The 19741-nt window shown below is 53.8% G+C and carries 15 protein-coding genes, 2 tRNA genes, 3 rRNA genes and 2 riboswitches; of the genes, 15 read left to right on the forward strand and 5 right to left on the reverse strand.

Annotated features, from left to right (window positions below; all coding sequences use genetic code 11):
* Position 1 precedes the first annotated feature (1 nt).
* The gene (gene glyQ / locus LQ901_RS13770) at positions 2 to 931 is read right to left on the reverse strand and encodes a glycine--tRNA ligase subunit alpha (protein ID WP_010863024.1); all 930 of its coding nucleotides are present in this window, start codon (positions 929 to 931) and stop codon (positions 2 to 4) included.
* Positions 932 to 1021: 90 nt separating this feature from the next.
* Between glyQ and LQ901_RS13775 the strand changes: the two genes are divergently transcribed.
* The 3 genes from LQ901_RS13775 to LQ901_RS13785 all read left to right on the forward strand — a co-directional run bounded on the left by LQ901_RS13775 (position 1022) and on the right by LQ901_RS13785 (position 3333).
* Positions 1022 to 1615: a DNA-3-methyladenine glycosylase I gene (locus LQ901_RS13775; RefSeq protein ID WP_152109855.1), complete on the forward strand. Its 594-nt coding sequence runs from the start codon at positions 1022 to 1024 to the stop codon at positions 1613 to 1615.
* An 81-nt stretch (positions 1616 to 1696) separates the two neighbouring features.
* Positions 1697 to 1828, forward strand: a riboswitch (yybP-ykoY riboswitch).
* A gap of 92 nt (positions 1829 to 1920) precedes the next feature.
* Entirely contained in the window at positions 1921 to 2466 is a 546-nt protein-coding gene (locus tag LQ901_RS13780; RefSeq protein ID WP_225624440.1) for a TMEM165/GDT1 family protein, read from the forward strand.
* Between the two features lie 201 nt (positions 2467 to 2667).
* On the forward strand, positions 2668 to 3333 hold the full coding sequence (locus LQ901_RS13785) for an OmpA family lipoprotein (protein WP_010863027.1): 666 nt from the start codon (positions 2668 to 2670) through the stop codon (positions 3331 to 3333).
* 131 nt (positions 3334 to 3464) lie between these two features.
* Here the strand turns inward: LQ901_RS13785 and LQ901_RS13790 are convergent, their stop codons facing one another.
* Positions 3465 to 3812: a RidA family protein gene (locus LQ901_RS13790; RefSeq protein ID WP_010863028.1), complete on the reverse strand. Its 348-nt coding sequence runs from the start codon at positions 3810 to 3812 to the stop codon at positions 3465 to 3467.
* Positions 3813 to 4091: 279 nt separating this feature from the next.
* On the opposite strand from LQ901_RS13790, the gene LQ901_RS13795 reads away from it, so the two are divergent.
* Positions 4092 to 4361, forward strand: coding sequence for a hypothetical protein (locus LQ901_RS13795; RefSeq protein WP_115150256.1), 270 nt, complete (start codon positions 4092 to 4094; stop codon positions 4359 to 4361).
* Between the two features lie 37 nt (positions 4362 to 4398).
* Here the strand turns inward: LQ901_RS13795 and tusA are convergent, their stop codons facing one another.
* Entirely contained in the window at positions 4399 to 4638 is a 240-nt protein-coding gene (gene tusA, locus LQ901_RS13800; protein WP_010863030.1) for a sulfurtransferase TusA, read from the reverse strand.
* Positions 4639 to 4865: 227 nt separating this feature from the next.
* Between tusA and LQ901_RS13805 the strand changes: the two genes are divergently transcribed.
* Both LQ901_RS13805 and LQ901_RS13810 read left to right on the forward strand, forming a co-directional pair.
* Positions 4866 to 5039, forward strand: coding sequence for a hypothetical protein (locus LQ901_RS13805; protein WP_165807680.1), 174 nt, complete (start codon positions 4866 to 4868; stop codon positions 5037 to 5039).
* 156 nt (positions 5040 to 5195) lie between these two features.
* Positions 5196 to 5855, forward strand: a complete 660-nt coding sequence (locus LQ901_RS13810; RefSeq protein WP_152109856.1) for a transporter — start codon at positions 5196 to 5198, stop codon at positions 5853 to 5855.
* A gap of 104 nt (positions 5856 to 5959) precedes the next feature.
* On the opposite strand, the gene fadA is transcribed toward LQ901_RS13810, so the two are convergent.
* Both fadA and fadB read right to left on the reverse strand, forming a co-directional pair.
* Positions 5960 to 7123: an acetyl-CoA C-acyltransferase FadA gene (fadA, locus tag LQ901_RS13815; RefSeq protein ID WP_233672334.1), complete on the reverse strand. Its 1164-nt coding sequence runs from the start codon at positions 7121 to 7123 to the stop codon at positions 5960 to 5962.
* 14 nt (positions 7124 to 7137) lie between these two features.
* Positions 7138 to 9306 carry a fatty acid oxidation complex subunit alpha FadB gene (fadB, locus tag LQ901_RS13820; protein WP_233672335.1) on the reverse strand — a complete coding sequence of 723 codons (2169 nt, stop codon included), beginning with the start codon at positions 9304 to 9306 and terminating at the stop codon, positions 7138 to 7140.
* Positions 9307 to 9634: 328 nt separating this feature from the next.
* Here fadB and pepQ point away from each other — a divergent pair, with 328 nt between their 5' ends.
* The 9 genes from pepQ to LQ901_RS13865 all read left to right on the forward strand — a co-directional run bounded on the left by pepQ (position 9635) and on the right by LQ901_RS13865 (position 19145).
* On the forward strand, positions 9635 to 10945 hold the full coding sequence (gene pepQ, locus LQ901_RS13825; RefSeq protein WP_039046348.1) for a Xaa-Pro dipeptidase: 1311 nt from the start codon (positions 9635 to 9637) through the stop codon (positions 10943 to 10945).
* On the forward strand, positions 10945 to 11559 hold the full coding sequence (locus tag LQ901_RS13830; protein ID WP_233672336.1) for an IMPACT family protein: 615 nt from the start codon (positions 10945 to 10947) through the stop codon (positions 11557 to 11559). Before pepQ ends, LQ901_RS13830 begins: the two co-directional genes overlap by 1 nt.
* A gap of 35 nt (positions 11560 to 11594) precedes the next feature.
* Positions 11595 to 13049, forward strand: a complete 1455-nt coding sequence (gene trkH, locus LQ901_RS13835) for a Trk system potassium transporter TrkH (protein ID WP_010863037.1) — start codon at positions 11595 to 11597, stop codon at positions 13047 to 13049.
* 2 nt (positions 13050 to 13051) lie between these two features.
* Positions 13052 to 13606, forward strand: coding sequence for a menaquinone-dependent protoporphyrinogen IX dehydrogenase (gene hemG, locus LQ901_RS13840; RefSeq protein WP_064978363.1), 555 nt, complete (start codon positions 13052 to 13054; stop codon positions 13604 to 13606).
* Positions 13607 to 13982: 376 nt separating this feature from the next.
* Positions 13983 to 15524: ribosomal RNA gene (locus tag LQ901_RS13845) — 16S ribosomal RNA — on the forward strand.
* Positions 15525 to 15715: 191 nt separating this feature from the next.
* Positions 15716 to 18619, forward strand: a 23S ribosomal RNA gene (locus LQ901_RS13850).
* Between the two features lie 139 nt (positions 18620 to 18758).
* Positions 18759 to 18874, forward strand: a 5S ribosomal RNA gene (gene rrf / locus LQ901_RS13855).
* Together the 16S, 23S and 5S rRNA genes with 2 tRNA genes alongside form the textbook arrangement of a ribosomal RNA operon.
* A gap of 46 nt (positions 18875 to 18920) precedes the next feature.
* Positions 18921 to 18997: transfer RNA gene (locus LQ901_RS13860), tRNA-Asp, on the forward strand.
* A gap of 72 nt (positions 18998 to 19069) precedes the next feature.
* Positions 19070 to 19145 (forward strand) — tRNA-Trp (locus LQ901_RS13865).
* Between the two features lie 216 nt (positions 19146 to 19361).
* Positions 19362 to 19465: riboswitch (TPP riboswitch) on the forward strand.
* Positions 19466 to 19741: the final 276 nt, after the last annotated feature.

The following is a 19741-nucleotide window of genomic DNA, read 5'->3' on the forward strand; positions in this document are numbered from 1 at the left end:
ATCATTTCGCCTCTGCTGGGTGAGTTTCACGCTGACACATAGGGAAGCCCAGCGCCTCACGAGAGGCATAGTAAGCTTCGGCTACCGCTTTGGTCAGCGTACGGATGCGCAGGATGTAACGTTGACGCTCGGTCACCGAAATCGCTTTACGGGCATCCAGCAGGTTGAAGGAGTGGGCCGCCTTCAAAATGCGCTCATACGCTGGCAATGGCAGTGGCTTTTCCAGATTCAGCAGGTGCAGGGCTTCTTTCTCGTACTGTTCGAAGCACTGGAACAGGAAATCCACATCGGCATGTTCGAAGTTATAGGTGGATTGCTCCACTTCGTTCTGGTGGAACACATCGCCGTAGGTGGTTTTACCCAGCGGACCGTCACTCCATACCAGATCGTAAACGCTGTCTACGCCCTGAATGTACATGGCCAGACGCTCAAGACCATAGGTGATCTCACCGGTCACCGGCTTACACTCCAGACCGCCGACTTGCTGGAAGTAGGTGAACTGGGTGACTTCCATACCGTTCAGCCACACTTCCCAGCCCAGACCCCAGGCACCCAGCGTTGGGTTTTCCCAGTTATCTTCCACGAAGCGGATGTCGTGGATGAGCGGATCGAGCCCCAGCTCTTTGAGCGAGCCTAAGTACAGCTCCTGAATGTTGTCAGGAGAAGGCTTGATGATCACCTGGAACTGATAGTAGTGCTGCAGACGGTTCGGGTTTTCCCCGTAACGGCCGTCAGTTGGGCGGCGGGATGGCTGTACGTAAGCGGCTGCAATCGGCTCTGGGCCCAGTGCGCGCAGACAAGTCATCGGGTGGGAGGTACCGGCACCCACTTCCATATCGAGCGGCTGCACAATGGTGCAACCCTGACGGGCCCAGTAGTCCTGCAAAGTCAGGATCAGGCCTTGAAAGGTCTTAATATCGAACTTAGCCATAATTATGGATTGCCAATTCGCTGAGGTTGAGATAAAGGAAATTAGTATACCGTTTGCACAGCTTTAATAGAAACACTTAAAGGAGGCGGAATGCAGCGTTGCAACTGGGTGAGTGACGATCCTCTTTATCTGGCTTATCACGATCAGGAGTGGGGACGCCCTTTGTATGACGGCGACCGTCTGTTTGAACTGTTGTGTCTGGAAGGTCAGCAAGCGGGGCTATCTTGGATCACGGTACTGAAAAAGCGGGCGCACTACCGGCACTGCTTTTTCGGCTTTGCGGCCGGCCGCATGGCCGCGCTCAGTGAGGCGCAGTTGGCTGAATTCATGCAAGACAGCGGCCTGATTCGTAACCGGCGTAAGCTGGCCGCGCTAGTGCAAAATGCGCGAGCCTATTTGGCGCTTCAAGCGCAGGGAGAAGACTTCAGTACTCTGCTGTGGTCGTTTGTCGGTGGGCAGCCGCAGATCAATCATTTTGCCAGCGCAGAGCAGGTGCCGGCCAGTACGCCGGCGTCGGTGGCGATGAGCAAGGCGTTGAAAAAGCGCGGCTTTACCTTTGTTGGCCCCACTATCTGTTATGCCTTTATGCAAGCGGCCGGTTTGGTGAACGATCATCTCACCAGCTGTGACTGGCATACACGCTGTAATGGTGCGCACGTTACGGATAAAGACGACAATCGGTAGTGAATTGCTGCTTGTTTCAGCGGTTTTTAGTCAGTAAAATGCCGGCGTTTCGTGTCCTTTTCTCTGTTTCGGATACGTCTCTCTTCCGTCATGGGGGAGTAGTCTTTTGCAACATACGTTGCCGGTACGCCAGTACCTGTTCGGTGTAGCAAAGCTGTCGTCAACAAACTTGCCCGAAGGGCATGGCGGCAGCGGCCTCGCATCTTTGAGGTTGACGAGACCTATGGCTAACGACTGTAACCGCAGGGGCGGGGACAGCGTTACGCCATATGTTTACGTTGGCCCCCGCCCCTGATGAGTATGTCGTGTCGATAATTGCAACTTCCTTTGCTTCCGTGGCGTTGGCCGAAATGGGCGATAGAACCCAACTGCTGACTTTGCTGCTGGTGGCACGTTTTCGCAAACCTTGGTGGATTCTGGCTGCTATTGTTTGTGCCACTTTGTTTAATCACTTTCTGGCTGCCTGGATTGGGGTGGAGCTGAGCAACTATTTAACGCCGGAGATTATGCGTTGGGTAGTGGGCGTCGGCTTCCTGCTGATGGCCGGTTGGGTGCTGATCCCGGATAAAGATAACGGTGAAGTGAAGGGCGGGCATCCTTTCTGGACATCACTGGTGATCTTCTTTATTGCCGAGATTGGCGATAAAACCCAAATTGCGACCACGTTGCTTGGCGCGCGTTATGACAACGTGACGCTGGTGATGATCGGTTCGACCTTGGGCATGATTGCCGCCAATGCGCCGATGCTGTGGTTTGGTGAACGCTTAAGTCCGTATATGAAGTCGGATTGGGGCCACCGCGCGGCAGCGATGGTGTTTGCTGCGCTCGGGATTATCACTTTGCTGTGGTAAACCGCCATTGGGCCTGCTGCTAGCGCGAAAGTGAGTATACAAAGTGTCAGGAATGCAGGCCTGCGCATGAAATGGGTTGCCAAATGCAGACCGAATTGATGCAATACGGCGCTTCAATGTCCCGTAGCGCTGGGCAAGGGGGGTCGGTTTACCGGCAACCCGTTTTTGTGCGCGTAGATGGAATAAGTTAGGTAAACAATAATGAGTAATAAAATCAAAGCGCTGGTTGGCGCTCTGTGTGTTTCCGTGGCTCTGTCCGGTTGTACCACGGTAAACCCGTACACCAATGAAGAGCAGACTGCGAAAGCAGCGAGTGGCTCTGCGATAGGTGCATTAGCGGGGGCATTGATTGGTGTGGCCTCTTCTTCCAAGAAAGACCGCGGTAAAGGTGCTTTGATTGGTGCCGCAGCCGGTGCAGCGCTGGGTGGTGGTATCGGTTATTACATGGATGTGCAAGAAGCGAAGTTGCGTCAGCAGCTGCGAGGCACTGGTGTGAGTGTGACCCGTGACGGTAACAACATCATCCTGAACATGCCAAACAACGTGACGTTTGATACCAACAGCACCAGCCTGAAGCCTGCCGGTATCAACACCTTAAGTGGTGTGGCCATGATCCTGAAAGAATACGAAAAGACCATGGTGAACATCATCGGTTATACCGACAGCACCGGTAAGCGCGCTTACAACATGCAGCTGTCTGAGCGTCGTGCGCAGTCTGTGGCATCAAACCTGATGATGCAGGGCGTGTCAGCCTCTCGTCTGCGTACCTACGGTGCCGGCCCGGATAATCCGATCGCCTCTAACAACACCGAAAGCGGCCGTGCGCAAAACCGCCGTGTTGAGATCACCTTAAGCCCAATCCAGTGATTTGGCTGCTACCGTAACAGGTAGAAAAAACCGCTGTCACCGAAAGGGGCCGCGGTTTTTTTATCTCTGCAGTTTCTTTACTTACCGACTGGCAGAGAAGAAGGGAATGCCGGAGATGCGGACAATCGCGCTTAGCGCGCCGCCGTCAGCTGAATTTCGACGCGGTAACCCGGATCGGCCATCACTGCCTGCACACAGGCTCGCACCGGCGCACTGCCGCTCGGCAGCCAAGCATCCCACACCGCATTAAAGGCCGCGATCTCGCTAATATCTTTCAGATAAATGGTGGCTGATAGAATACGCGATTTGTCAGAGCCCGCTTGTTTTAGCAGCGCCTCTAGGCTGGCCAGCACCTCATGGGCTTGCCCGGTGATATCGGCATCCAGTTGGCTCGGTACTTCAACCAGATAAACGGTTTGATTATGGATCACGATGTCTGACCAACGGGCCGTGGTGCCGATGCGTTCGATACTGCTCATGCACTCTCCTTGCTAAATATAAAACGGGGTAGGGAAGGATGGCGGTGCTTGGCACTCGCCGATATCCGCCAGCTGCTTTGGGACGGCAGCCTCTTGGCCGCTGATTATAGCTTGTCAGAAGGCGCTCGGCGTAAAGAGAAAATCACCGATTTGCGACCGGCGCGGCAGCCGACTGCGCGTAGGACTTCTACACTGAAGAGGGCTTCGGGAGTGAACCTGTCGAGAGTGCAAACACCCGATGTCGCTTTGGGTCAGACCCATACCGATAAGGAGCAGCTTATGTGGCGACGTTTTCCACTGTTATCGGCGAAAAAGCAGTGTCTGTTTTTTCACTTTGCCTTTTTGCTCAACATGCTGGCGCTGATCTTAACCGATGCCGGCTTACCGCTGTTGATTGGCTGCCTGATCACCGGTTATTTAGCGTTGGAGTCGTGGATCCGCTGGCGTTATGTGCAGCCGCTGCGGGAAGAAAATCGCCGTCTGCGCCATCAGGTCAATCAGCTGCAACAAAATCGCGCGGAATCGAGTGACAGCTGGCCGGAGGCATAGTCTGAATGCGCGAGTTGGCCGTTAAGCGTTGTTTGCTTTACGCGCCTTTGCGGATCAGATAGCGATACGGCAGGCTCTCGGTTTGGGCCTCGAGCAACTGGTGATCCATAAAGCGGCAGAAGCTGGGAATATCGCGGGTGGTGGACGGATCGTCCGCCACAATCAGCAGCGTCTGACCTGTGGTCAGATTGCGGATGGTTTTACGCACCATCATCACCGGCTCTGGGCAGCGTAGCCCTTGGGCATCCAGTGTGTGATCTGGGACAACGGAATTCATGCTACAGCAATCCTGCAAGTCAAAAGTCTGAGCGTTAATGCTGCCCGTGACTCTGCTCGCGCAGCGCGAGCGGTGGGCAGTGGATATGCGCAGTAGTTTAATGAGTAAACTCACACATCTCCAATCTTTAGCGTAAAAAAGGGGCAAATTGCCAACAGGCTAACAGCAAAAAATCTGCCATCGATTAGGGTAATCCTCAGGCTAGGCACTGCTGCGGGGATCCTCTCATGTTTACGTTGAATGACCGTCTCGCCATGTACGGCGCCCTGTGTTTCATCTCCACCAGCTTGCTGTTATTGCAATGGCTGGAAACATCCTGCTCACCACTTACGCTACTGGCACTGGTGGCTTCTGCGGTCGGGTTCGGTTTCGAGCGCGGTTTTTTATCAGCAGCGGACTGATCTCTTTCTTATTGATTAATAATACAAATATAAATTAATTGTCTGTTTTATCCGGCTGGGATTGGCCTTAATGGGTGTTCTTTATTTGAACTTGGTCACATAATTTGGCAACATTTTATGTAACTAAGCATGATTTGCACATCAATAGAGAACAGCATGAAGACTGATTTAGCAGTGGTCCTGCGCGCCTTACTGGCGTTTGTGGTATTGGCGCTATGCGCTGCAGGCATGGTGGGATTACTCCGGCTGGATGTCTATTTCGATGCCCATAACCTGTCGGAGTTTTCTTGGGTGGAGCTGACCCAAGAGGTATTACTGTTTTTGCTGGTGTTGGGTTATTTTGCGCTGGCTCGGCATAGCCGCTTATGGCGCCCGGCGGCGACCTTGGTGGGCGGCTTTTTTGCCTGCTTGCTGATCCGCGAACTGGATGCTTTTTTGGATGTGGTGTTCCACGGCTTTTGGGTGGTACCGGCGCTGCTGGTGGCTGGTTTGGCGCTCAGCGTGGCGTGGAAAGAGCGGGCGGCTACTTTGCGCGGTTTGGCGATGATGGTACGCAGTCCGTTTTTTGGAGGCATGCTGTGTGGTCTGGTGACCTTGCTGGTGTTCTCCCGCTTGATGGGGATGAGCAGTTTGTGGCAGATGCTGCTGCAAGACGGCTATGCGCGCATGATCAAAGAAACGGTGGAAGAGACGCTGGAGCTGTTTGGCTATATGCAGATTTTTGTCGCCAGTGCCGGCATTATCGGCCAAGCACTGCGGGTAGAACGCCATCACAACAGCCTGTGTACGGCGGATGAAAGGCTCACCCGATTTTAATGGGGGGGTGAACTCTTGCCGCGAATAGGTTCGGGGAAGAGGGCTGCGTAAACGAACAACGGCAGGATCTGGGTCCTGCCGTTTTGTTTTACCGCGCGCGAGATTTACACGCGCTCAAAGACTGTGGCAATCCCCTGACCTAACCCGATACACATGGTCGCCAGACCAAACTTGGCATCGCGCGCTTCCATCAGGTTAATCAAAGTGGTGGAGATCCGCGCGCCAGAGCAACCGAGTGGGTGGCCTAAGGCAATCGCGCCGCCGTTGAGGTTGACCTTGTCGTCCATCACCTCCAGCAAGCCTAAGTCTTTCACGCACGGCAAGCTTTGGGCGGCGAAGGCTTCGTTTAACTCGACCACATCGATATCGGCGATCGTTAAACCGGCGCGCTGTAGCGCCTTGCGGCTGGCCGGTACTGGGCCATAACCCATGATGGACGGGTCACACCCGGCAATCGCCATCGCTTTGATGCGCGCACGGATCGGGAGCCCTAACTCACGGGCTTTATCCTCGCTCATCAGCAGCATCGCGGCAGCGCCATCAGATAGCGCTGACGACGAGCCGGCGGTGACGGTGCCGTTGACCGGATCAAAGGCCGGACGCAAGGTGCTGAGTGACGCCACGGTCGTTTCCGGCCGGATCACTTCATCAAAATCGAACAACGTCAGCGTGCCGTCGGCATCATGGCCCGTCAGTGGAGCAATTTCAGCCTTAAAACGGCCTTCGACGGTGGCTTGATGGGCGCGCTGGTGCGAACGCGCAGCGAACTCGTCTTGCATCTGGCGGCTAATGCCGTGCAGGCGACCGAGCATCTCGGCGGTTAAACCCATCATTCCCGCCGCTTTGGCTACGGAGCGTGACAACCCCGGATGGAAGTCGACGCCGAGCGACATCGGCACATGCCCCATGTGCTCGACCCCACCAATCATGAAGATCTCACCATCGCCGGTCATGATGGCGCGGGTGGCATCGTGCAGCGCTTGCATCGAAGAGCCGCACAAGCGGTTCACCGTGACCGCGCCCACGGAGTGCGGGATCCCCGCCAGCAGTGAGGCGTTACGGGCAATGTTAAAGCCCTGCTCCAGAGTTTGCTGCACGCAACCCCAATAAATATCTTCCAGTGCCGTAGGGGCCACTTGGGGATTACGGCGCAGCAGTTCGCGCATCAGATGTGCCGATAAATCTTCGGCTCTCACATGACGAAATGCCCCACCCTTAGAGCGGCCCATCGGGGTGCGTAGGCAGTCAACAATGACAACGTTTTTCATGTTCAATTTCTCCCTCAGGCCGGCAGGCGATGGCGCGGATAATAAGTGTCGTTACGGCTGGCTTTATCACGCAGTCCATCCGGAACCTGATACAAGGCGCCCAGCGCACTTAAGGCATCGGCCTGTGCCACATAGTGAGCGCTACCGAGGCTATCCAGATAACGGCAGGCACCGCCACGGAACGGTGGGAAGCCCAAGCCATAAATCAGTGCCATGTCCGCTTCGGCGGCGCTACCGATAATGCCTTCTTCCAAGCAGCGCACCACTTCGTTGACCATCGGGATCATCAAACGGGCGATAATCTCTTCGCTGCTAAACTCGCGCCGTGGCGCGCATACCTCGCTCAGCAAGGTGTAGGTGGCGGGATCGGCCTCTTTCTTCGGCTTGCCCTTGGCATCTTGGGTATAGCGATAGAAGCCTTGTCCGTTTTTCTGGCCAAAACGCTGCAACTCGAACATCACGTCGACCGCATCGCGGTAATCTTTTTGCATCCGCTGCGGGAAACCGGCTGCCATCACCGCTTGGGCGTGATGCGCGGTATCCATCCCCACCACATCCAACAAATAGGCCGGGCCCATAGGCCAACCAAATTGTTTTTCCATCACTTTGTCGATTTGCTGGAAGTCAGCGCCATCGCGCAGCAGCAGGCTAAAGCCAGCAAAATACGGGAACAGGACGCGGTTGACGAAAAAGCCCGGGCAGTCATTCACTACAATCGGTGATTTGCCCATTTTGGCGGCATACGCCACTACGCGGGCGATGGTCTCTTCAGAGGTGCGCTCGCCACGGATGATCTCAACCAATGGCATCCGGTGTACCGGATTGAAAAAGTGCATGCCGCAGAAGTTTTCTGGCCGCTGCAGGGCACTGGCCAGCACGTTAATCGGGATGGTGGAGGTGTTAGACGTCAGCACGGCGTCGATTGGCAGCAGTTGTTCAACTTCAGCCAGTACGCTTTGTTTGATTTTCGGGTTCTCCACCACCGCTTCGACCACGATGTCACTGCGCTCGATACCGGCGTAGTTGAGGCTTGGCGTGATGGCAGTCAGGGTTTGTGCCATCTGCAGGCCGCTGATTTTGCCTTGCTCGCGCTGTTTATCCAGCAATTTGGCCGCTTCGGTCATCCCTAACGTGAGGGATTTTTCGCTGATGTCTTTCATCAGAACCGGTACGCCTTTGAGAGCGGACTGGTAGGCAATACCGCCGCCCATAATGCCTGCGCCCAGTACCGCAGCATGCGCGGTGGGTTTGCCGGCTTTGGCCGCTTGCTTGGCTTTGCTTTTCAGCAACTGATCGCCCAAGAAGATCCCCACCAACGCGGTGGCAACATCGGATTTGGCCAGCGGAATAAAGTGGCGAGTTTCAATATCCAGCGCCGCATCGCGCGTACAGCGCGCCGCCGCTTCCACACTACTGACGGCGGCCAGTGGTGCCGGATAGTGTTTGCCGGCAATTTGCAGCACCATCGCTTTAGCGGTGCTAAAACTCATGGCCGCTTCGGTGGCATTGAGGGACAGCGGTTGCAATTTGACCTGTCGCCGAGCTTGCCAGTTCAACCGACCTGCTATCGCCTCGTTGAGCATTTGCAGCGCCGCAGCATGCAGTTTATCGCTGGCGACCACCGCATCCAGAATACCCAGCTTTAAGGCCGCGTCAGCGCCGATTTCTTTACCGGCGGTGATCAGCTCCAGTGCGCTATCGGCGCCAATCAGACGAGGTAAACGCACGGTGCCGCCAAAGCCCGGCATGATACCGAGTTTGGTTTCTGGCAGACCGACTCGCGCTTGGCTATCACCGATGCGCAGATCGGTGGCCAGCACGCACTCCAATCCCCCGCCAAGGGCAATTCCGTTGACGGCGCAAACGGTGGGGACCGGCAGATCTTCCAGCTGATTGAAAATGGCATTGGCTCGTGCCAGCCAGCGTTGCAGCTCCTCTGCTGGCAATGCAAACAGGCCGAGGAATTCGGTGATGTCAGCGCCGACAATAAAAGAGTCTTTGGCTGAACTGACCAACAGACCTTGCAGGGCGGTTTGCCCTTGCAACAGCTCCAGCGCTTCACCGAGGCTGGTTAAGGTCTGCAGATCGAATTTGTTGACGGCGGCGGACTGGGCGGAAAATTGCAGTTCGGCAATCCCGTCAGTCAGCCAGCGCAGGGTCAGGGTTGGGCTTTGATAAAGCATCTTCTATCTCCAGAGCCGGATCTCTCCGGGGGCAACACTGGCCGCAGCCAGCAGAGGGTACGCACCGGATAACGAGCCAGTGTCATATTTTTAACCAGTGTGCTTTCAAATTAACAATATTTCAACACTCATTTAAAACATTTGTTTAATTTTTTGTTAACCATGAGGAGGCTCGATTCAGCGGCGAAAAACCGCAATATCCTTAAGGGGCGATGTGGAGATTTTGTGCTGATTGACGGGCAAGGTTACGCGATGGCCGAAGCGCCACAGGGCACATTGGCTGTGCTACTATGGGAATTCAGTGATGAATAGAAGAAAGGGTATTTTCATGGAACACGCTTACCGCGCGCATATTGCCGAGCTACAGAGTCGCACCCGGGCCGTATTGGAACGTGACCAGCTGCAAGGGCTGCTGATCCACTCCGGCGAGCCGATTTACGCATTTCTGGATGACAATACTTATCCGTTTAAGGTTAATCCGCATTTCAATGCCTGGTTGCCGCTGACGAATGTGCCGCATTGCTGGCTGCAAGTCGATGGCGTGAATCGCCCGCGTCTGTTCTTCTATTCTCCGGTGGATTATTGGCATGCGGTCGAGCCGGTACCGCAAGAGTACTGGGCCGAAGAGTTTGAGATAGTCGTGCTGCGCCAACCGCGTGACATAGAGCAGTATCTGCCGGCGGCGCGCGCCGAGTGGGGCTACATCGGCTCGAGCGAGCAGTTGGCTCGTGAAGCCGGGATTGGTCAGATTAACCCGCCCGCGCTACTTAATACGCTGCATTATCAGCGCGCTTACAAAACTGATTACGAGCTGCAGTGTATGCGCAGCGCTCAGAAGATTGCCGTTGATGGTCACCGCGCAGCGCACGATGCCTTTATGGCCGGCATGAGCGAGTTTGATATCAACTTGGCGTATCTGGCGGCTACCGGTCAAAGTGATACTGAGGTGCCGTACACCAATATCGTGGCCTTGAATCAGCATGGCGCGATTTTGCACTACACCACCTTGCAGCGTAAAACCCCCGCCAGCAGCGACAGCTTCTTGCTGGATGCGGGCGCGACCTTTAACGGTTATGTCGCCGATATCACCCGTACCTACGCCCGCGAAGAGAATGATTTTGCTGCGCTGATCCGCGATATGCATCGTCATCAGCAAGAGCTGATTGCCACGATTGAACCGGGCCAGCGCTACCCTGATCTGAATCTGCAGATGCACCAGCGTATTGCGCGCATGCTGCGTGAGCACGATATTGTGCGTCTCAATGAAGAAGATATGGTCAACGAAGGGTTGACTGGTAGCTTCATGCCACATGGTTTGGGTCACTTACTCGGCCTGCAAGTGCACGATGTGGCCGGTTTCATGCAAGATGAACAAGGCACTCATCTGGCTGCGCCTGCGGCCTATCCGGCCCTGCGTTGTACGCGGGAACTGGCGCCGCGCATGGTGCTGACTATCGAGCCGGGTTTGTATTTCATTGATTCTTTGCTCGAGCCTTGGAAAAACCACGCCCTGAACAGCCACATTAACTGGGCACGCATCGATGCGCTGCGTCCATTTGGTGGGATCCGTATTGAAGACAATATCGTGATCACCGAAGGCGGCATTGAAAACCTGACGCGGGATCTGGCACTGAACTGATGGCGCACTACCCCATTCCGGCCTCCGCGGTCGAGTTTGCTGAAGAAATAAAGAAAAGTCGCTTTATCACCTTACTGGCACATACCCCGGGCAGCGAGCAGGCCCGGGCCTTTGTTCAGGCGGCGAAAGCGGCTCACCCTCAGGCTCGGCATCACTGCTGGGCATTTGTGGCCGGTGCGCCGACTGACTCGCAGCAGCTGGGCTTTTCCGATGATGGTGAGCCTGCTGGCACTGCAGGGAAACCGATCCTCAACTGCCTACTGGGGAGTGGGGTCGGTGAGCTGACGGCGGTGGTAGTCCGCTATTATGGTGGGATCCGCCTCGGTACCGGTGGTTTGGTGCGGGCCTACGGCAATGGGGTGCAACAGGCGTTAAAGCTGCTGACCACGGTAGAGAAAGTTGAGCGGCAAGCCTTTTACTTAACCTGTGACTATGCTCAGTTAAGTTTGGTGGAAACCTTATTGGCGGCGTATGACGGTGAGAAGCAGGAGGTGGAATTTGGCGGCAATATTCGTTTGCGTATCGGTTTGCCTGCGGAGCAGGTCACCCTTTTTGCTCAAGCGCTCAAAGATCGCACCCGCGGTGGCTTGATCTTGCAGACATTGTCTGAATAATTCCCCCTCCGTTTTCGTCCAAGGATAGCTTTTGCATGCAGTTGCGCTCTATTACCCGAATCGTTGGCATGCTGATCATGCTGTTTTCCGTCACCATGTGCGTTCCGGCGCTGGTGGCGCTGCTGTACCGTGACGGTTCGGGCACCGCGTTTATGACCACCTTTGTCACCGCCGTGGTGATCGGTGCGCTGCTGTGGTTTCCTAATCGCCGGCACAAGCATGAGCTCAAATCCCGCGATGGCTTTGTGATTGTGGTGCTGTTCTGGACGGTGCTCGGCAGTGTGGGGGCGTTGCCCTTCATCTATTCCGCGGAGTTACCGCTAAGTTTTACCGATGCATTCTTTGAATCCTTCTCAGGATTGACGACCACTGGTGCGACGGTGATTGTCGGTCTGGATAACCTGCCCAAAGCCTTACTGTTTTATCGTCAAATGCTGCAGTGGTTAGGTGGCATGGGGATCATTGTGTTGGCGGTGGCGATTTTGCCGCTATTAGGCGTCGGGGGGATGCAGCTGTACCGGGCCGAAATGCCGGGGCCGTTGAAAGACAACAAGATGCGCCCGCGTATTGCTGAAACGGCCAAAACCTTATGGTTGATTTACGTCTTGCTGACCATCGCTTGCGCCTTGGCCTTTTGGTTAGCGGGGATGTCCGGCTTTGATGCCATTAGTCACAGCTTTGCCACTATCGCGATCGGCGGCTTTTCCACCCACGATGCCAGTATCGGCTACTTTAATAGTCCGGCGATCAACATTATTACTGGGGTCTTTTTAATCATCGCTGGGTGTAACTTCTCGCTGCACTTTTCGGCGCTCACCAGCCGTACCCCGTGGCGTTTGTATTGGCGCGATCCAGAATGCCGCTTTTTCCTGCTGGTTCAGCTGAGCCTGACGCTGATTTGCTTTGCCGTGTTGATGAATAAGCAGGTGTATGACACTTGGCAGCTGGCGCTGGATAACGCGTTTTTCCAATCGGTTTCTATCAGTACCACCGCCGGCTTTTCTACCGCCAGCTTTGCAGACTGGCCACTGTTCTTGCCGCTGCTGTTATTATTCTCTTCCTTTATTGGTGGCTGCGCCGGCTCGACCGGCGGCGGCTTGAAAGTGATCCGCATTCTTTTACTGTGCTTGCAGGGCAACCGCGAATTAAAGCGTCTGGTGCACCCCAGCGCGGTCTACTCGATAAAACTGGGCCGCCGCGCCCTACCGGAGCGCATCATTGAAGGGGTGTGGGGATTTTTCTCCGCCTATGCCTTGGTGTTTATGCTTTGCTTGCTGGCCGTGATTGCCACAGGGGTGGATGAGTTGACCGCCTTTTCGGCCGTGGCCGCCAGTTTGAACAACTTAGGTCCGGGCCTAGGCTCGGTCGCCCCGCACTTTGCTGACCTGAATAACAGCGCGAAATGGATTTTGGTGGTCGCGATGCTGTTTGGCCGCTTGGAAGTGTTTACCCTGTTGGTCTTGTTTACCCCAACATTCTGGAAAAACTGATCATGGCTCAGACTTATTTATTGCTCTATTCCAGCACGGACGGACAAACCTTAAAAATCATGCAGCATATTGCTGCGCAGCTGCAACAGCAGGTGCCTGATTGTCAGGTATGTCTGCATGATGTGCAGCAGCCGTTACAACCACAGTGGGCAGAGTACCGTGCCGTGGTGATTGGTGCCTCGATTCGTTATGGGCACTTTAGCCGTCAGGTGCAGCGCTGGATAGCGCAATACCAGCGCGAATTGCAGCAATTACCAACCGCCTTTTTCGGGGTGAACTTAACGGCGCGTAAACCGGAGAAGAGCACGCCGGAGACCAACGCCTATGTGCGTAAGTTCTTGCAGCGTTCTGTGTGGCAGCCTACCGTGGCCGCGGTCTTTGCTGGCGCGCTTTATTATCCGCGTTATCGCTGGTTTGACCGTGTGATGATCCAATTCATTATGCGCATGACCGGTGGTGAAACCGATCCAAGTAAAGAAGTGGAATATACCGACTGGAATAAAGTCAGCGAATTTGCGCAAAAAATCGCTGTTTTAGCCCCTTCGGCGCAGGCCTAAGACCTGAAAAGTGTGTTTTTTTGCCGTTTTGGATGAAAATGCAGCGGGCGAATTGTTTTTCTCACTTTTCCCTTGCGCCCGCCGCAAAACGCCCTATAATGCGACCCCACTGACACGGCAGTTGTGATGCAAATCACTGATTGGCCTGCAGTAATGAATATCGGCTCTTGAGAAAATTCAAAACATTTTCTTGACAGCGAAACAGGATTGCGGAATAATCCACCTCCTGTCGCTACTTCGGTAGCGAAACGCTCTTTAAAAAGTTAATCAGACAATCTGTGTGGGCACTCGTTTGAGAATGCTGATATCCAAAAGATATTAAGTTAAACGAGTGACTGAACAATTTATTTGCCAGTTTATTCGAGCGACAAACTTTAAATTGAAGAGTTTGATCATGGCTCAGATTGAACGCTGGCGGCAGGCCTAACACATGCAAGTCGAGCGGTAACACAGAGGAGCTTGCTCCTTGGGTGACGAGCGGCGGACGGGTGAGTAATGCCTGGGGATCTGCCCGATAGAGGGGGATAACTACGGGAAACTGTAGCTAATACCGCATAACGTCTACGGACCAAAGTGGGGGCTCTTCGGACCTCATGCTATCGGATGAACCCAGGTGGGATTAGCTAGTTGGTGAGGTAATGGCTCACCAAGGCGACGATCTCTAACTGGTTTGAGAGAATGACCAGTCACACTGGAACTGAGACACGGTCCAGACTCCTACGGGAGGCAGCAGTGGGGAATATTGCACAATGGGCGCAAGCCTGATGCAGCCATGCCGCGTGTGTGAAGAAGGCCTTCGGGTTGTAAAGCACTTTCAGCGGGGAGGAAGGGTCACTAGTTAATACCTAGTGGCATTGACGTTACTCGCAGAAGAAGCACCGGCTAACTCCGTGCCAGCAGCCGCGGTAATACGGAGGGTGCAAGCGTTAATCGGAATTACTGGGCGTAAAGCGCACGCAGGCGGTTTGTTAAGTCAGATGTGAAATCCCCGAGCTCAACTTGGGAACTGCATTTGAAACTGGCAAGCTAGAGTCTTGTAGAGGGGGGTAGAATTCCAGGTGTAGCGGTGAAATGCGTAGAGATCTGGAGGAATACCGGTGGCGAAGGCGGCCCCCTGGACAAAGACTGACGCTCAGGTGCGAAAGCGTGGGGAGCAAACAGGATTAGATACCCTGGTAGTCCACGCTGTAAACGATGTCGATTTGGAGGTTGTGCCCTTGAGGCGTGGCTTCCGGAGCTAACGCGTTAAATCGACCGCCTGGGGAGTACGGCCGCAAGGTTAAAACTCAAATGAATTGACGGGGGCCCGCACAAGCGGTGGAGCATGTGGTTTAATTCGATGCAACGCGAAGAACCTTACCTACTCTTGACATCCAGAGAACTTTCCAGAGATGGATTGGTGCCTTCGGGAACTCTGAGACAGGTGCTGCATGGCTGTCGTCAGCTCGTGTTGTGAAATGTTGGGTTAAGTCCCGCAACGAGCGCAACCCTTATCCTTTGTTGCCAGCGATTCGGTCGGGAACTCAAAGGAGACTGCCGGTGATAAACCGGAGGAAGGTGGGGATGACGTCAAGTCATCATGGCCCTTACGAGTAGGGCTACACACGTGCTACAATGGCATATACAAAGGGCGGCAAGCTAGCGATAGTGAGCGAATCCCATAAAGTATGTCGTAGTCCGGATTGGAGTCTGCAACTCGACTCCATGAAGTCGGAATCGCTAGTAATCGCGGATCAGAATGCCGCGGTGAATACGTTCCCGGGCCTTGTACACACCGCCCGTCACACCATGGGAGTGGGTTGCAAAAGAAGTAGGTAGCTTAACCTTCGGGAGGGCGCTTACCACTTTGTGATTCATGACTGGGGTGAAGTCGTAACAAGGTAACCGTAGGGGAACCTGCGGTTGGATCACCTCCTTACCTGAGATATTTGGCGCTTAAGCTGAGTGTTCACACAGATTGTTTGATGTATCTTCGGATGCACAACTGCTCTTTAAAAATTTGAAAACAAGCTGAAAAATAACTGAAGTTCTTGAGAACAAGCGACTTGAGAAACTGGCAACGACCAGTTTAGTGACTGACATTCAGCCCGACATTATTTTGGGTTGTATGGTTAAGTGACTAAGCGTACACGGTGGATGCCTTGGCAGTCAGAGGCGATGAAGGACGTGCTACCCTGCGAAAAGGGTTGGTGAGCTGGGATGGAGCGCTATAGCCAACCATGTCCGAATGGGGAAACCCACCTAAGATAACTTAGGTATCGTTAAGTGAATCCATAGCTTAACGAGGCGAACCGGGAGAACTGAAACATCTAAGTACCCCGAGGAAAAGAAATCAACCGAGATTCCGTTAGTAGCGGCGAGCGAACGCGGAGCAGCCCAGAGTCTGAATCAGTGGATGCGTTAGTGGAACGGATTGGAAAGTCCGGCGATACAGGGTGATAGCCCCGTACACGAAGACGCATTGCTGTGAGCTCGATGAGTAGGACGGGACACGTGGTATCCTGTTTGAAGATGGGGGGACCATCCTCCAAGGCTAAATACTCCTGACTGACCGATAGCGAACCAGTACCGTGAGGGAAAGGCGAAAAGAACCCCTGTGAGGGGAGTGAAATAGAACCTGAAACCGTGTACGTACAAGCAGTGGGAGCACCTTCGTGGTGTGACTGCGTACCTTTTGTATAATGGGTCAGCGACTTACATTTTGTAGCGAGGTTAACCGAATAGGGGAGCCGTAGGGAAACCGAGTCTTAATAGGGCGAATTAGTTGCAAGGTGTAGACCCGAAACCCGGTGATCTAGCCATGGGCAGGTTGAAGGTTGGGTAACACTAACTGGAGGACCGAACCGACTAATGTTGAAAAATTAGCGGATGACTTGTGGCTGGGGGTGAAAGGCCAATCAAACCGGGAGATAGCTGGTTCTCCCCGAAAGCTATTTAGGTAGCGCCTCGGACGAACACCTACGGGGGTAGAGCACTGTTAAGGCTAGGGGGTCATCCCGACTTACCAACCCTTTGCAAACTCCGAATACCGTAGAGTGCTATCCGGGAGACACACGGCGGGTGCTAACGTCCGTCGTGAAGAGGGAAACAACCCAGACCGCCAGCTAAGGTCCCAAAGTCATGGTTAAGTGGGAAACGATGTGGGAAGGCTTAGACAGCTAGGATGTTGGCTTAGAAGCAGCCATCATTTAAAGAAAGCGTAATAGCTCACTAGTCGAGTCGGCCTGCGCGGAAGATGTAACGGGGCTAAACCATGCACCGAAGCTGCGGCAATGACATTTAGGTGTTATTGGGTAGGGGAGCGTTCTGTAAGCGGTTGAAGGTGTACTGTGAGGTATGCTGGACGTATCAGAAGTGCGAATGCTGACATAAGTAACGATAAAGCGGGTGAAAAGCCCGCTCGCCGGAAGACCAAGGGTTCCTGTTCAACGTTAATCGGAGCAGGGTGAGTCGACCCCTAAGGCGAGGCTGAAAAGCGTAGTCGATGGGAAACGGGTTAATATTCCCGTACTTGTGGTAACTGCGAAGGGGGGACGGAGAAAGTTAGGCTATCCGGGCGACGGTTGTCCCGGTTTAAGCGTGAAGGTGGAGAGACTAGGCAAATCCGGTCTTTCATTAACACTGAGGCGTGATGACGAAGCACTACGGTGCTGAAGTAGCTGATACTACGCTTCCAGGAAAAGCCTCTAAGCATCAGGTTACCAGAAATCGTACCCCAAACCGACACAGGTGGTCAGGTAGAGAATACTCAGGCGCTTGAGAGAACTCGGGTGAAGGAACTAGGCAAAATGGTGCCGTAACTTCGGGAGAAGGCACGCTGATGGTAGGTGAAGTCCCTTGCGGATGGAGCTGAACTCAGTCGAAGATACCAGCTGGCTGCAACTGTTTATTAAAAACACAGCACTGTGCAAACACGAAAGTGGACGTATACGGTGTGACGCCTGCCCGGTGCCGGAAGGTTAATTGATGGGGTTAGCGAAAGCGAAGCTCTTGATCGAAGCCCCGGTAAACGGCGGCCGTAACTATAACGGTCCTAAGGTAGCGAAATTCCTTGTCGGGTAAGTTCCGACCTGCACGAATGGCGTAATGATGGCCAGGCTGTCTCCACCCGAGACTCAGTGAAATTGAAATCGCTGTGAAGATGCAGTGTACCCGCGGCAAGACGGAAAGACCCCGTGAACCTTTACTATAGCTTGACACTGAACATTGAGCCTTGATGTGTAGGATAGGTGGGAGGCATTGAAACGTGAACGCCAGTTTGCGTGGAGCCGACCTTGAAATACCACCCTTTAATGTTTGATGTTCTAACGTTGTCCCGTAATCCGGGATACGGACAGTGTCTGGTGGGTAGTTTGACTGGGGCGGTCTCCTCCTAAAGAGTAACGGAGGAGCACGAAGGTTAGCTAAGCATGGTCGGACATCATGCGGTTAGTGCAAAGGCAGAAGCTAGCTTAACTGCGAGACGGACAGGTCGAGCAGATACGAAAGTAGGTCTTAGTGATCCGGTGGTTCTGAATGGAAGGGCCATCGCTCAACGGATAAAAGGTACTCCGGGGATAACAGGCTGATACCGCCCAAGAGTTCATATCGACGGCGGTGTTTGGCACCTCGATGTCGGCTCATCACATCCTGGGGCTGAAGTTGGTCCCAAGGGTATGGCTGTTCGCCATTTAAAGTGGTACGCGAGCTGGGTTTAGAACGTCGTGAGACAGTTCGGTCCCTATCTGTCGTGGGCGTTGGATGATTGAGGGGGGCTGCTCCTAGTACGAGAGGACCGGAGTGGACGCATCTCTGGTGTTCCGGTTGTCACGCCAGTGGCATTGCCGGGTAGCTAAATGCGGAAGAGATAAGCGCTGAAAGCATCTAAGCGCGAAACTTGCCCCGAGATGAGTCATCCCTGAGGCTTAAAGCCTCCTAAAGGGTTGTTGGAGACTACGACGTAGATAGGCAGGGTGTGTAAGCGTAGCGATACGTTGAGCTAACCTGTACTAATTGCCCGTGAGGCTTAACCATACAACGCCAAAGTGATGTTGGATGAATGAAGTCACGAGTTACTTGTTCAAAGAACAATACATCAGTTATTTAGCTTGTTTTTAGATTTTAACTCTGGCGCGAGACACAAGTAGTGTACGCGATAGAGAAACAGAATTTGCCTGGCGGCGATAGCGCGGTGGTCCCACCTGACCCCATGCCGAACTCAGAAGTGAAACGCCGTAGCGCCGATGGTAGTGTGGGGTCTCCCCATGCGAGAGTAGGGAACTGCCAGGCATCAAATTTAGCAACCTATACTGATTGGGTTGGAAAAAGAATCGGTGGTGCGGTAGTTCAGTTGGTTAGAATACCGGCCTGTCACGCCGGGGGTCGCGGGTTCGAGTCCCGTCCGCACCGCCACTGATTCAAAAAGCCCAGCTGATGCTGGGCTTTTTACTATCACTAGCTCGCTAGTCGTAGTAATAAAGCTTTAGGGGCGTAGTTCAATTGGTAGAGCGTCGGTCTCCAAAACCGAATGTTGGGGGTTCGAGTCCCTCCGCCCCTGCCAGATAAAAAAGCCAGCAGCAATGCTGGCTTTTTTATTGTCTGTATTCCTGCTTCACTATCATTTACCCCTCTTATTTTGGCCTTTTGAGGCTTTATCTACGCGATTCCTAGTCGCTCTCCTTACATTCTCCCATCGCAATTCATTCTCCTTTTCTTCCCATGCAATGACGTTATTACGGTTAAGCATTTGTTTCTGGGCGGCACTGCTTTATACTCGAGGCTCTTGTCGGAGTGCCGTTTGGCTGAGACCGCAGTTGTAATGCGGGATCCGTGGAACCTGATCAGGTTAATACCTGCGAAGGGAACAAGAGTGGGTTTTCCCCGCGCGGTAAGTGTTATGTGGTATCGCATGAAGCTGTGATTAGCGTTTCATGGGCAACGTGAACATTTCCTTATCCGCGATGGACAGTACCGGCCGCATCAGCGCGCTTGGTACGGTGGTTAAATCGCGTTGAGTGATGATGCGGCACGGTTATTGGGTGATGAGATGATGATGACCCCGATGATGACAACGCCGTATTAAGCGAAAACGCCAAGCGACCTCGTCCCCCTCCTCTTTTCTTTCTACGTTCGACAAGCATCTCTTATTAACCCGTT

It is taken from the genome of Plesiomonas sp. PI-19, assembly GCF_021368255.1.
GTDB classification, from domain to species: Bacteria; Pseudomonadota; Gammaproteobacteria; order Enterobacterales; family CAMTGL01; genus Plesiomonas; species Plesiomonas shigelloides.